This is a genomic window from Bacillus sp. FSL K6-2944, assembly GCF_038005385.1.
Lineage (GTDB): Bacteria > Bacillota > Bacilli > Bacillales > Bacillaceae_G > Bacillus_A > Bacillus_A cereus.
On the sequence record NZ_JBBOTE010000002.1, the window covers coordinates 453,799 to 467,122 of the forward strand.

Genomic DNA, 13,324 nt, shown 5'->3' on the forward strand with positions numbered 1-13,324 from the left:
TAAAGGAGGGAATGGTGTGGATGTGTTTTTGAACATTGCTGAAGAAAAAATTCGACAAGCAATACGGAATGGTGATCTTGATTATCTTCCGGGAAAAGGAAAACCACTACAATTAGAAGATCTTTCAATGGTACCTCCAGAACTTAGAATGAGTTATAAAATTTTAAAAAATGCGGGAATGATTCCACCAGAAATGGAACTACAAAAAGATATATTAAAAATAGAGGATCTAATTGCTTGCTGTTATGATGAAGAAGAGAGAAAGAAATTACGAGAAGAGTTAACAGCAAAAACTCTTCGTTTTCAGCAGGTAATGGAAAAGAGCAAGATTAAAGATAGTTCAGCTTTTCGTATGTATCAAGGCAAATTATTTCGTAAATTACGCTAAGAGGGATAAGATGACTACATTTAAAACGATAGAAGAATTAGCGACCTATATCGAAGAACAACAATTGGTACTTCTGTTTATTAAAACGGAAAATTGTGGTGTTTGTGATGTTATGCTAAGAAAAGTAAATTGCGTATTAGAGAATTATGATTACGTAGAGAAAATAGAGATATTACTACAAGACATGCAAGAGATTGCGGGGCGATATGGAGTATTTACAGGACCAACAATTTTATTATTTCATAATGGAAAAGAAATTCTTCGTGAATCACGCTTCATTTCACTTGAAAATCTAGAGAGAATCATTCAATTATTCGAGGAATAGGGGAGGCTTTTATATGGGATTTATTATTGTCATACTATTATTTGTTGTAGTTGGAATAATCGTAACAGCAGTTCGATCGAACAAAAAGAAGGTGAACTTGGCGAAACAAAATAACATACATAATTCGTAACTACTCAGCTTCTTCAAATAAAAAAACAGGCCAAATACATGTTTCCGATTCGAAAACATGAAAAGAAAATACTCCAATCAGAGAAAGAATCTATGCCAAATAGAGAAATTCTCTTATGAAGTCGTGTTATTCCAAGGAACCGTTCTAGTTTCTATGACTTGGTTTATCGCTTGTAAGACCGATTGTTTTTGTTTTTTCATGGTACTCATAAAGCTTCGTATCTGACAAAAAGATTCTGCGCCTTTCTTACTTCGGAAAGTCCCAGACACTTTCTGTTTTACTTTCGTCATCCGAATATCCCGTTCTGCTTGATTGTTATCAAATGGAATGGCTGGATGTTCTAAAAACGCTAGAATTCTGTCAGAATACTTGACGAAGCGATTCCATAAATTTTGAGAAGGCGTCTGCTTTCCTTTCTTCTTTTGTTTCGTGGAAAGAATCTGTTGTTCTTTCAATATGGATTGATACATAATAAACAGATTCTTTTGCGTCGCTTTTGGCATGGTACCTTCGGATTGCTTTTTCATCGTCAACGCTTGCGTTAGAAATTTCTGCATCTGTTGTGCCCATTGTTCTCCAGTACTATCTATAATTCCTTGTAAATCTCGTAAGAGATGGGCATTACATAAAACGTGACGACAATCTGTATACGCATCATACGATTTCCAACCATCATGCATCGCAATTCCAGAAAAAGATGGCAAGATTTCTCCAGCATCCATTGCTTCTTTTCCACGTTTTTGATGAATATGTTGCAATGTCACCTCCGGTGTACTGGCAGTATGTAACCATTGTGTTTTGTTTTCTACACGCATACCAGTTTCATCAAAATGGACAACAGGAGACTGCAGAATCTTTTCCTTTACTTCTTTTATGAATGGCTGCAATTGAGAAGCGAAAGCCTGTGTATGATTTACCAGGGTTCCTTCGCTTATAGAATGTCCAAAACAATCCTGAAAGAATTCTTTTGTTCGCTTCAAAGAAATGCATTGATAATGCGTTAAATAGGGAATCAGTCTTTTTATATTTGGACCATATTGAACAGGACGAGATACTGTCGAAGGAAATTGGGCTTCTTGGATAGAATGGCAATGTGGGCATTCTTTCTGTTCTACTTTATGTTCTGTCACTTCGATCTGAATAGGTGGTAAGTCATACACTTGGCGAATGCGATACCCTTTTACAGGCTCGTGGTTCAAGGAAGTATGACAACAAGTACAATATGTAGGAGAATGTGTAATCGTATGATCTGGAGTCGCTGTCAAACCAAGAGTATGTCCCTTGTGGCCCAACTGGCCACCCGTTTGACGATGAGACGGTTTGCGCAAACTTTTTGTAACGGGCTTACCCAAACCATCTGTAGAAGGTGGCTTATGACTATTTTTGGAGTTTTTTTTTGAAGCATTTTCTAGTTCTTGTATACGTTTTTCTAACTTAGAAAATGTTTCTTCAAATAAAGAAATAACAGCTTCAGGTCCTTTTTTATATGTATCTAAAATAATTTTTCGATCGACCATAAGATTCACCTCCCCTGTTTGATATACTCAGTATTTACAAATGGGAGGCATATGAAACTAGTAAAATTTAAAAAAGACACCGAAAGGTGGCTGAGTAGTTACTACGATTGTTTTCATTTCAGATGATTTGTTAGCCACGATACTCATTTTGTTTACTTGATCACCAGCCGAATGTGCTGTTTGTGATGTTTCTGCAGCAACTTCGTTTGAAATGGAAGCGATATTATTTAAAGCTGCATTCATTTCTTCAGAGCTTGCAGCCATCTCTTCAGCAGTTGCAGACATTTCTTGCATTTGCGTAGAGACTTTGTTAATGTGGTTAACAATTTCTGAGAATGAAGATCCGGCGGTACGAATAACCGTAATTCCTTCAGAAGCTTCTGCTTGACCTTGTGTCATCATGTCATTTGCTATTTTTGTATCAGCTTGAATTTGATGAAGTAAATGGTTAATGTCAGTTGCGGCTAGTTGAGATTGTTCAGCAAGTTTTCGAACTTCATCGGCAACAACAGCGAATCCTTTGCCGTGTTCACCAGCACGAGCTGCTTCAATAGAAGCGTTTAAAGCGAGTAAATTTGTTTGGTCGGCGATATTCGAAATAGATTGAAGTGCAGTATCTATATGATTTGTATGTGTAATGAGTCGCTCAACTACTTGTGATGTAGCGTTAACAGCTTCGTTAATTGTATGCATTTGTGTAATAGATTTCTCAATGACTTTATTCCCATCATCTGCTTTTTCTGACGTTGTGACAGCTAAACTAGTAACAGAAGAGGCGGACTCAGCGATACGCTGAACACTCGTTGCCATGTCATCCATTGCGGTTGAACTTTCTTCAATGCTAGAAACTTGTGAACGAATATTGTGTTCAAGAGCATTCATAGTTTCTTGGGTCCTTGCCGTATTTTCCATAGAAGCGGTTGTTTCGATAAATACATTTTCGGAAGCTTCTTTTACACTTGTTGATGTTTGTTGAACTTGTTTTATTATATGCTGTAAGTTAGTGAGCATTTGATTAAAGGAATTTGCAATGTCACCAATTTCATCTTTACTCGTTACGTGTAATCTAGCCGTTAAATCTCCATCTTGAGAAGCTAATTCTTTTAACTTCTCATCAATTTTTCGAATTGGTTTAACGAGTTTACCAGAGAACCACCATGCTAATAAAATAGACGTTAATGTACATGTAATGAGTGAGAAGAAAATAATATATTGAATAAGTGATGAAGAAGACTCGACATCAGCAATTAATGCGTCACGTTTCTCATTTTCTTCATTTGTATATTTATTAAAACGACCTAAAAGATCATTTACATAATCTGTTTGTGATAAAGCAATTTTGGATGCTTCGTCCCATTTTCCTTCACGCGCAAGAGGGAGTACCTCATTATCTATGACGCTACGCCATTTTCCTCCCATTAAAATGGCTTCTTTCATTCCTTCTGGGAGCTTTTTGTCACTTGTTACTTTCTCTCTAGTATCAGCTAATTTTTTCCCTTCTCGGTTGAACTTATCTAATCCTTTTTGATCATGTGATAGCAAATATTCTTGTAAACCAGCAACTTGTGCTTGGAACCAATCGCCACGTTCTTTTAAAATCGTCGCTCTTTTCGATACATCATTTTTTAACGTTTCGATTTCACTTGCTTGATTCATGGCGAATGAAAGAATAACAATAAGAGCAATGCTAAATAAAGAAGAAATGCTTAAGAGTGTGAACAGTAGTTTTTTTCGAATACTAACATATTTCATCGTTACCCCTACCCTCATTTAAACTATTTATTATGATTTATAGATATTTAAAACAAAATTAATAAAAACATTATTATGAAGTTATTAATCTGTTCAATAAAAATTATAGCAGATAATGGAAGGGGTCAGATTGGTATTAGAAAAAGTTCTTAAAATGTATACATTTGCATATCATAAAATTCATAAATAAATATTAGAAATGCTATTGAAATTTGAAATGACATCATGTATACTTCTAATTAATTGATAACGATTATCAGTATCAACTAAAAACATTACTCTTCGTTATGTTGGTCATACCCCTTTTTGACGACGTAAGTCAGAGACGAAATGTTGAAATATCTTGTGTCCTATTCTACAGAATTATGGTAATCTCCAACCTCAACTTATATGCGTGAGCATGCAAAAAGGATCCTATCCGTGAAGGGATCCTTTTTTGCATGCTGTCGCAATTATTGTATATAGACCAGGGATACGTTCTTCGATTCCTTCTGGTGCAGTAGAAGGGAAGACCCATCTTTGATGAGATCCATGTTCTTCAACTAGTTTTTCAATTTTAAAACGTTCTTCCGCAAGTGTTGTAATGATTTCTCCTAGCGTCCAGCGACGGATGGTTGTTTTAGGTAGCGATTCTTTCTGTGCTTCTGTAAGAAGGATGCTATAAGCAACATCATCTTCAATTAATTCTTCATCGAAATAATTTCCATTGGCCTGAAATGATGGGTGGTCGACTCCTAATAATTTCGTGTAAACAGGATGATAGTCACGAAGGATAAGCATTCCATCTCGCTTAAGTAAAGTAGCAATTTTTTGAAAGAGTGGTTTTAAATCTAGAAAGTAATGGAGTACACCAAGTTCCAGCAATACGATATCAAATGATTCAGAGAGCTGCACATTTAATACATCAGAAACGACATACTGGATAGAGACACCTGCTGCGTCCGCAAGTTCATTTGCATATTTTGCATTACTTGCTGAAATATCAACAACTGTTACGTTAGAGCCTAAAAGGGCAAGTGCGACAGCTTTATTTCCTTTTGAGCCGAGTAAGTTAATAATACGTTTTCCTTTTGGAGATTGTATGTAAGGTAAATAATGTGCTACTTCGCGTGTGGGATCTTCCATGATTTTTTTCGCATAATCCTCCGGTGCCCCATGGCGATTCGTCCAAGCTTCATAAGCAGCTGTATTCCAGCTTTTTTCATTTATAGTGCTTAGTTGTTTTTGGTTCAATGTTATCACTCCTTTTGTGAACGTATAGGTATTCGGCGGGAGGATGGGATTTCCTGTTTTTTTGATTTAAAGTTTGATTTTTCTGTTAGTTAGTCGTAAAATACGTGTTATACGTAAAAGCGTTGAAAAGGAAAAGTAGAATGGAAATATTCTTTCCAGAGAGCTTCGGTAGCTGAGAAGAAGCAAGAATATTCATTTGAACAATGGCCTTTGAGCTTCGTCCTGAACTTATCAAATGATAATAGTAGGCGGCGACGAGAGTTGGTACTCGTTATCAAAACCACAGTATAAGAGCATAGAGCTCCGTACTTGTTAAGGCTAATTATGTGAGTAATTGGCGAAATAAGGTGGTACCGCGACTGTTTATACAGCCCCGCCCTTATCTTTTTTAAGATAGGGGTGGGGCTTTTTATATTTTAAAGGAGGAATGTAAGATGAGTATTTTTATTGGGGGCGCTTGGCCGTATGCGAATGGTTCATTACATCTTGGTCATATTGCGAGTTTATTACCTGGAGATATTTTAGCACGTTATTACCGGTCAAAAGGTGAGAGTGTGCTGTATGTTTCAGGAAGTGATTGTAATGGAACACCGATTGCAATTAGGGCAAAACAAGAAGGTGTGACGGCGAAGGAAATTGCTGATCAGTATCATGAAGAGTTCCAGCGATGTTTTCGTAGCCTTGGTTTTACTTATGATTGCTATACACGTACAGATAGTGAGCACCATCATGAAACGGTTCAAAATGTTTTTTTACGTTTATTAGAAGAAGGACATATTTATAAAAAAATAGTGGAACAAGCGTATTGTGAAACGTGTACGCAGTTTTTACCGGATCGTTATGTAGAAGGAATATGTCCACATTGCCATGAAGCAGCAAGAGGAGATCAATGCGATGCGTGTTCTGCTATTTTAGATCCACTCGATTTGTTAGAAAAGAAATGTAAGTTATGTGGTAGTACACCATCTGTACAGGAAACAGAGCATTTCTATTTCGCATTGCATACATTTCAGGAGCAAATTAAAAGGGCTGTAGAAATTGCCAAGCAAACAGGGACATGGCGCGACAATGCGATTCAACTAACAGAGAGATATGTAAAGGAAGGATTACTAGATAGGGCCGTATCACGTGATTTACCAATTGGAGTACCAATTCCAGTAGAAGGGTATGAAGATAAGAAAATTTACGTATGGATTGAAGCAGTGACAGGCTATTATTCAGCGAGTAAACATTGGGCTGAAGAAACAGGGAAAGATGATCAAGAGTTTTGGGATAGCGAAGCGAAAACATATTATGTGCACGGAAAGGATAATATTCCGTTTCATTCCGTCATTTGGCCAGCGGTATTACTTGGAATAGGGGAGGAAGCAATCCCGCGTCATATCGTTTCGAATGAATATTTAACAGTTGAAAAAAGAAAATTATCTACAAGTAAAAACTGGGCAGTATGGGTGCCTGACATATTAGAACGCTATGATCCAGATTCTATTCGTTACTTTTTAACCGTCAACGCACCAGAAAATCGCGATACTGATTTTTCATGGCGGGAATTTATTTACAGTCATAATAGTGAATTATTAGGTGCATACGGGAACTTTGTGAACCGGACATTAAAGTTTATCGAAAAATATTATGGTGGTATCGTGCCGAAGGGAAGCATTGAGGTAGAGCTGAAAGATAAAGTAGAAGGATTATATAAGCGTGTAGGAGAGGCGATTGAGCAAACTAAATTTAAGGTGGCGCTAGAAACAATATTTGATGCAGTACGTTTTGCAAATAAATACTTTGATGAAAAGCAGCCTTGGAAACAAAGAGAAGATGATCCAGTTTCATGTGAAGAAACGATTTATAACTGTGTGTATCTTATCGCTAATTTTGCAAATCTCCTTGAACCGTTTTTACCATTTTCAAGTGAAAGAGTTCGAAACACATTGTCGATTGTGAAACGAAATTGGGAACCGCAAAATACGTTGCCAAGTAGAATTGATAGCGTACAGCCATTATTTGAGCGAATCGATGTAAAACAAATTGAGCATGAGATAGAGAAGCTGTATGGAGCGGTAAAATGAGATAGAGAAAAAGACCTTTCAAGTAAATGAAAGGTCTTTTGTTATGCAGTATGATTCTCTTTCTTATCTTTCAAAAAGAAAAGTACAGCAAGGATTACAAGAATAATAGCTGCAATATCATACGTTATTTTAAATGTAGTATTAAAGTTTAAGTACTCTACGAAAGGAGTTTTCACTGCTCCTGCATATATACAAACGGGAATGAGAAGTAAATCGTAAAATTTCTTTTCTTTCATATATCTTATTAGGAAGAAGATACACATAATAGCAAAAAATACGATGCTTAAAATAGTCATTTATACCTCCAGATAAATTTACTTATTTTAATTGCAGTTATATCTTTTATATAAATTCTGTATTTTTTCAAGCGCTATACACGCGATTTTGTTTCCTTTCTTTCCTAGCCGTAAGCAGCTGAGGAGTGAAGATCCCAACTAATATGAAAATAATTCCAATCCACTGCATGAACGTTACGACTTCATGTACAAGTGTAATAGAAGCAATAATAGCAGTTGGTAATTCAGCTGCACCTAATATTGTACCAAGCCCTGTTCCAACCTTTGGTACACCGATTGAAAAACAAATGACAGGTACAACAACGCCGAATAATCCGAGGAAGAAAGCATATTTCCATAGACCGGCTTGCAAAGCACCGTCTGTTAAAAAGGTTGGCGGAAAGAATAGGCATACGATAAGAGTAGCGCTTGTTGTCATAAGGAAGCTTTTCGTATAAGGCGGAACATCCGTAGCGACGCGCCCGCTTGCAAAAACATAGAATGAAAAAGAGACAGCAGCTAATAGTCCAAAGATAATCCCTTTCGTAGAAAAACTTTGTCCGAGGCCTTCAAATACACCACCTGCAAACAATGTACCAGCAAATAAAATAAGGATAGATATAATCTTATCGCGGCTTGGAAATGTTCGATTTGCAATTGCTTCGATAATGACACCAATCCAAGTGAACTGAAAGAGTAGGACGACAGCGATAGATGCGGGTAGTTCTTCTACAGAAATAGCGTAGAAAATCCCGGTCATACTCATTGTTGTTCCGACGGTTAGTAAGGAAAAGAATTGTTTTTTTGTTACTTTATGACGTGAAAAGAAAAGAACGAGTAGAAATAGTCCAATCCATCCGAAGACATATTGTCCCCCTAATAGTTGATGTGCTGAAAATCCATTTATGAATCCGAGTTTGAAAATAGTTGAAAGTATGCCATAGCTGCAAGCACCGAATAAAACGAGCAATGAATATTTAAACTTCTCCATAAAAAATCCTCCTTTTAAGTAATAAAAAACGCCCGCTATCCAAATAAGGATAACGGGCGAACGAAACAGAGTCATATACTCTACAAAATTCCGCCACTCATACGAAGTATGAATTTGGGGTATGAAATTGTAGTAGGTTTTTACATTGCTTTTGGGAATACAATAGAACATTTTACACCTTGAGGCGTGTTTTGTATCCCGTAAGGAAACTGATGTTTATCTAATATTTGTTTCACGATATATAATCCAAGACCACTACCTTGTACTAAACCGTGTTTATCAGGGTTTGCGCGATAGAAAGGCTCAAATAAATGAGCAAGTTTATCTTCATCAATTTGTGAACCTGTATTTAATACTTCTAATGCGTAACCATTTGGTTTTTCATAAAGCTTTATATATACGTGCTGATGGTCAATTGTATAATGAATTGCATTTGAAATAATGTTAAAAATAGCAGTTTGAATAAACTTAGGATCAGCTAAAATTTGTACGTCGTGTTTAATATTAGATTGTACATTTAATTGTTTTACAGATACAAAGTAATCTACTTTCTTCATAACATCCTCAATAATATTAGATAAAGAAATGACTTCTAAATTCGGTTTAAATTGAGGGTTTTGTATTTTGGATAATTCCGACATTTTTTCCGTTAATATGTTAATGTCTTGCATCATCTCGTAGGAACGTTTCAAATACTTATCTCTATCTTTATAAGCTCCAATTCCGTGAATCATGCCATCTAGTTGTCCCATAACGGCTGCGATTGGTGTTTTTAATTCATGGGATACCATAGACATAAATTCTTTACGAGATTGTTCTAATTGTTGTTCCTTCTTGAGCTCATTTCTTAAATCTTGATTGCTTGCATGTAAATTCTTCACAATATTTGGTACTTGTGAAGCAGCTACTTGCAAATTAAAATCTGTTTGATCTGTATTTTTGTTAAGTAGCTTTTTATCTGAGAAATCAAGATTCATAATATCTTTTAAAGCATCGCTCATATATTGAAAAGGTTTGGCAATTAGTTTTGTATAAATTAAAGATCCGAGTAGTGATAATGCAAGCATTGTCGCGCCAATATGTGGAGCTAATTGCTGCAACGCATCTGCTAACTTTGGATTATCATTTGTATCATTTGTTTTACTTGCTGCATTTTGTGTATGTAAGGCATCATTATTAGCGGCTTTCTTTTCTGCTTCTGTAGGCGGATTAGAAGTGCTATTTTTCCCCGAAAGATTTTGTGTATGTTCTTTTGCCTTTACAGTTTGGCTAGGCTGCAAAAGGTGATTGATAGCTGTAGAAAGAGATTTATAATCTATAATAGAAGATTGGAAATTAGAAATGCTCCCCTCTGACACAGCTTTATTTTGCTTCGTTTTACTTTCGTCGTTTTGCTTATCTGAATTCGCCTGTTCTGTAGTCGGCGTTCCATTTTCTTTCGCAAAACGTTCTTTATCGTAGTTTGAAGCTAGAAAGTAAATAATTTGATAAAGACAAAGTGATAAAAGAATACAAAATAATAAGGTTTTGATGAAAATATTTTTGGTGATGTTGTCTTTGCTACGATTCGATTTTGTAGCCAATGCCTTTCACCGTTTTAATATAAGGAATTCCTAATTTTTTTCTTAAGTTTTTAATATGTGTATCTATAACTCTTACATCACCATAATGTTCATAGCCCCATACCTTATTCAACAAATCACTTCTTGATAATACTTTTCCTCGATTTTGCAGTAAAGTATAAATAATTTCAAATTCTTTTGTTGTCAATTCAATTTGATTACCATGAACATAAGCTGCATATGCTGTAGAGTTTAACATCAATTCATGGAATTGTAGTATAGTTGCAGCTTCTGCTTCCTTCGTTGCTGCCCTTCTTAATACAGCCTCTACACGCTTAATAAATACAGTATAATGGAACGGTTTCGTAATATAGTCATCAATACCTAACTCAAATCCTTTAATTTCACTTTCTTCATTATGTAAGCCTGTTAACATAATGATTGGTACATCAGATTGTCCTCGCATAATTTTACAAATACTATAGCCATCTATATCTGGTAACATTACATCGAGGAGGACAAGATCGTATGAATTTTTTTGGAAAAGAAGAATACCTTCTGTTCCAGCACCAACTACATCAACTGTAAAGTTTTGTGCCATTAGAAATTCACGAATAAGTTCTTGTATATCTGGGTTGTCTTCAATCACCAGTATATGCGTCATAGTAACACCTCCTAAATAACGCTTTTTACTGCAATATTCGAATTCATCATTTTTCGAGTGACTCAGATTGTTTATACATATAATAAGCCCCCGCTATAAAATAATCATGAAGGTAGCAAGGGGAATAGTTTAGTGTTACTGAATAGTTCAGAATTACAGTAGTTCTATTATAGTATGTATTATAAAATTTATAAAACATTATAACTGTATAATTTTAATATCTACGTTTATCAATGTTTAAATATTAGCTAATCAAATCTATTCCTATTATATATGTAAATACAGTTGTTTTGCTACTGTAAATGAATAAATAAAATAAGCCAAGACATAAAATTCTTGGCTACACATAAATCTTGTTTTTAGGCTATTTTACAGTGACAGTAGCTTGCTGCTGAACGCGCTCAAATAACCAGTGTATATCATTGTTATACATACGAATACAACCAAGTGTTGTCCATTTGCCGATTGCTTGATTATTGTTAGTTCCGTGAATCGCATAAGTTGTTCCGTAAGTTCCTGCCATATTTAATCCGAGCCAACGGTCACCAAGTGGATTACGTGGATCGCCGCCTTTAATTTTGCCTGTATAATAAGGGCGATTTTTAATTTTATTTACGATTTGAAAAGTGCCTTTAGGTGTAGGTGTTGCAGCTTTTCCAGTAGCGACAGTAAAACTTTTTATAAATTTTCCATCCTGATAATAATCCATTTTATTTAACTGAGTGTCTACGATTAATTGATCTTTCGTTGTAGCTGCCTCTGCGCTAGAGAATGGAAGAGTTAAAAATCCTAATGATAATAGTGCGCTTAATAATAATTTTTTCATTGTTATTCTCCTTTTACTATCGTAAGAGTCTTACATACAATGAAGTTGTAATCCTCGTAATGCTTTATTTACATTTTCATCTAATGTTTCAAAGAATGTAGTAATTTTGCTGTTGTGTTTGTTGTTGTTATCAATAAGTAATCTTTCATTTAATAAAAGCTCACCACGTAGTCCAAAACTTTGAACTTGAATATTTAGCTCATCTTCATTTTCAGAGATGATTGGTAAGAAATAATGAAAAGCTTTTGTTGGAATGATGTAGCTTTTGCCAATCATGCTTTCTTGATTTGAATTAATCCATTTTTTCGTGACAATTTTAATATTCTTTTTTGAAACGATAAAAGATAGTGTTGTAGATTTTGTTAAACTTACGTCAAATTCACTTGTTTCACATATTTGTAAATTAAAAACGGTTTCATTTTGATGAGATTCAACATTTGTATTAATAAAATCGTGCATTTTATATGCTTCCATTTCGTATTCACCCTTTTTTCAATTTCGAAAAACGACTTATATTTATTCAAATTAATGCTTAGTCATATATTGGTTAAATTTTTCAACAAATTCCGATATAATCTTACAATACATATATGAAGCTAATATGAAGTTAGTATGAGTTTGTGATGGTTTTTTATTGAGAACAAAATAAGAGAGGTTTTTAGTGCTAAAAAATGGATAAAATCTGCATGTTATTAATGCGCCTTTTCGCTATTTCGACTTGAAAAATGATTTTTACTATTTAATAAAGAACGAAAATCACTAGTGTGACCCTTACAAAAATGTAATAAAAATGTAAGCTATTGTGATAGTTATTTCGACAATTTTTTTATACAATAATAGTAAGAAGTTGTACGTGATTGAAAGGAGAGATGACATGGAATGGATTCATGAATTATTTCAGCAATACGGGTACTATGTTGTACTTGTCGGCTTGCTGTTAGAATATATTGCACTTCCGTTTCCGGGAGAGCCAACGTTAGCATATGCGGGATTTTTAGCACATAAGGGTGATTTAAGTTTACCGATTTTAATTATTCTATCCTTTATTGGGACAAGTGTAGGAATGACGATTCAATACTTTTTAGGAAATAAATTAGGTATGCCTTTCATTCAAAAGTATGGGAAATACGTATTTTTAACGCAAAGAAAAATTGACTTAACGAGAATGTGGTTTGATAAGTATGGGTACTTCTTAATTTTTATTGGTTTCTTTATTCCTGGTGTACGTCATTTCACAGGATACTTTGCAGGAATTATTAATTTACCATTCCGTCGTTTTGCCATTACAATTTATTCAGGTGCTCTATTTTGGGTATCATTCTTCTTAATCGGTGGTTACTGGTTAGGTGGAAACTTACATGATATCTTTGGAGTGCTAGAAGGTCATATCGGTAAAATCATTTTTGGAGTTATTGTGATTGTAGCGGTTACGTTAGGTATTCGTTTCCGTAAGCAGTTAAAACGAGTATTACTACAAAACGCAAGTTAATATGAAATCCATTCTATGTCAGAATTTAGGAAGTCAGTGCAAAAGCACTGACTTTTTTATTTTTAAGACTATGTTTAATGCACATTTTACATTCTTTATAGGA

Annotated in this window: 13 protein-coding genes and 1 other annotated feature; of the genes, 4 read left to right on the forward strand and 9 right to left on the reverse strand. The window is 34.9% G+C overall.

Annotated elements, in window-relative coordinates:
• Positions 1-16 precede the first annotated feature (16 nt).
• Both MHH55_RS23330 and MHH55_RS23335 read left to right on the forward strand, forming a co-directional pair.
• Positions 17-388, forward strand: coding sequence for a DnaJ family domain-containing protein (locus MHH55_RS23330; RefSeq protein WP_078187768.1), 372 nt, complete (start codon positions 17-19; stop codon positions 386-388).
• Positions 389-398: 10 nt separating this feature from the next.
• Positions 399-713, forward strand: coding sequence for a thioredoxin family protein (locus tag MHH55_RS23335; protein WP_000206515.1), 315 nt, complete (start codon positions 399-401; stop codon positions 711-713).
• A 243-nt stretch (positions 714-956) separates the two neighbouring features.
• On the opposite strand, the gene tnpC is transcribed toward MHH55_RS23335, so the two are convergent.
• The 3 genes from tnpC to MHH55_RS23350 all read right to left on the reverse strand — a co-directional run bounded on the left by tnpC (position 957) and on the right by MHH55_RS23350 (position 5,345).
• Positions 957-2,360, reverse strand: coding sequence for an IS66 family transposase (gene tnpC / locus MHH55_RS23340; RefSeq protein WP_100910632.1), 1,404 nt, complete (start codon positions 2,358-2,360; stop codon positions 957-959).
• Between the two features lie 57 nt (positions 2,361-2,417).
• Positions 2,418-4,112, reverse strand: coding sequence for a methyl-accepting chemotaxis protein (locus tag MHH55_RS23345; RefSeq protein WP_078187305.1), 1,695 nt, complete (start codon positions 4,110-4,112; stop codon positions 2,418-2,420).
• A gap of 414 nt (positions 4,113-4,526) precedes the next feature.
• Complete coding sequence (locus MHH55_RS23350) at positions 4,527-5,345, reverse strand: class I SAM-dependent methyltransferase (protein WP_033696591.1); 819 nt, start codon at positions 5,343-5,345, stop codon at positions 4,527-4,529.
• A 113-nt stretch (positions 5,346-5,458) separates the two neighbouring features.
• Positions 5,459-5,729 (forward strand) — a binding site (T-box leader).
• A 50-nt stretch (positions 5,730-5,779) separates the two neighbouring features.
• On the opposite strand from MHH55_RS23350, the gene metG reads away from it, so the two are divergent.
• Positions 5,780-7,414: a methionine--tRNA ligase gene (gene metG, locus MHH55_RS23355; RefSeq protein ID WP_033696592.1), complete on the forward strand. Its 1,635-nt coding sequence runs from the start codon at positions 5,780-5,782 to the stop codon at positions 7,412-7,414.
• A gap of 41 nt (positions 7,415-7,455) precedes the next feature.
• Here the strand turns inward: metG and MHH55_RS23360 are convergent, their stop codons facing one another.
• The 6 genes from MHH55_RS23360 to MHH55_RS23385 all read right to left on the reverse strand — a co-directional run bounded on the left by MHH55_RS23360 (position 7,456) and on the right by MHH55_RS23385 (position 12,206).
• The gene (locus MHH55_RS23360) at positions 7,456-7,710 is read right to left on the reverse strand and encodes a hypothetical protein (RefSeq protein WP_000154129.1); all 255 of its coding nucleotides are present in this window, start codon (positions 7,708-7,710) and stop codon (positions 7,456-7,458) included.
• Between the two features lie 67 nt (positions 7,711-7,777).
• Complete coding sequence (locus MHH55_RS23365; protein WP_033696594.1) at positions 7,778-8,680, reverse strand: EamA family transporter; 903 nt, start codon at positions 8,678-8,680, stop codon at positions 7,778-7,780.
• A gap of 140 nt (positions 8,681-8,820) precedes the next feature.
• The gene (locus MHH55_RS23370) at positions 8,821-10,263 is read right to left on the reverse strand and encodes a sensor histidine kinase (protein WP_000201965.1); all 1,443 of its coding nucleotides are present in this window, start codon (positions 10,261-10,263) and stop codon (positions 8,821-8,823) included.
• Positions 10,241-10,906, reverse strand: a complete 666-nt coding sequence (locus MHH55_RS23375; protein WP_000148833.1) for a response regulator transcription factor — start codon at positions 10,904-10,906, stop codon at positions 10,241-10,243. Before MHH55_RS23375 ends, MHH55_RS23370 begins: the two co-directional genes overlap by 23 nt.
• Before the next feature lie 364 nt (positions 10,907-11,270).
• The gene (locus MHH55_RS23380) at positions 11,271-11,732 is read right to left on the reverse strand and encodes a L,D-transpeptidase (RefSeq protein WP_000735063.1); all 462 of its coding nucleotides are present in this window, start codon (positions 11,730-11,732) and stop codon (positions 11,271-11,273) included.
• A 30-nt stretch (positions 11,733-11,762) separates the two neighbouring features.
• Positions 11,763-12,206, reverse strand: a complete 444-nt coding sequence (locus MHH55_RS23385; RefSeq protein ID WP_000388769.1) for a DUF3978 family protein — start codon at positions 12,204-12,206, stop codon at positions 11,763-11,765.
• A gap of 400 nt (positions 12,207-12,606) precedes the next feature.
• On the opposite strand from MHH55_RS23385, the gene MHH55_RS23390 reads away from it, so the two are divergent.
• On the forward strand, positions 12,607-13,221 hold the full coding sequence (locus MHH55_RS23390; RefSeq protein ID WP_000454754.1) for a DedA family protein: 615 nt from the start codon (positions 12,607-12,609) through the stop codon (positions 13,219-13,221).
• Positions 13,222-13,324: the final 103 nt, after the last annotated feature.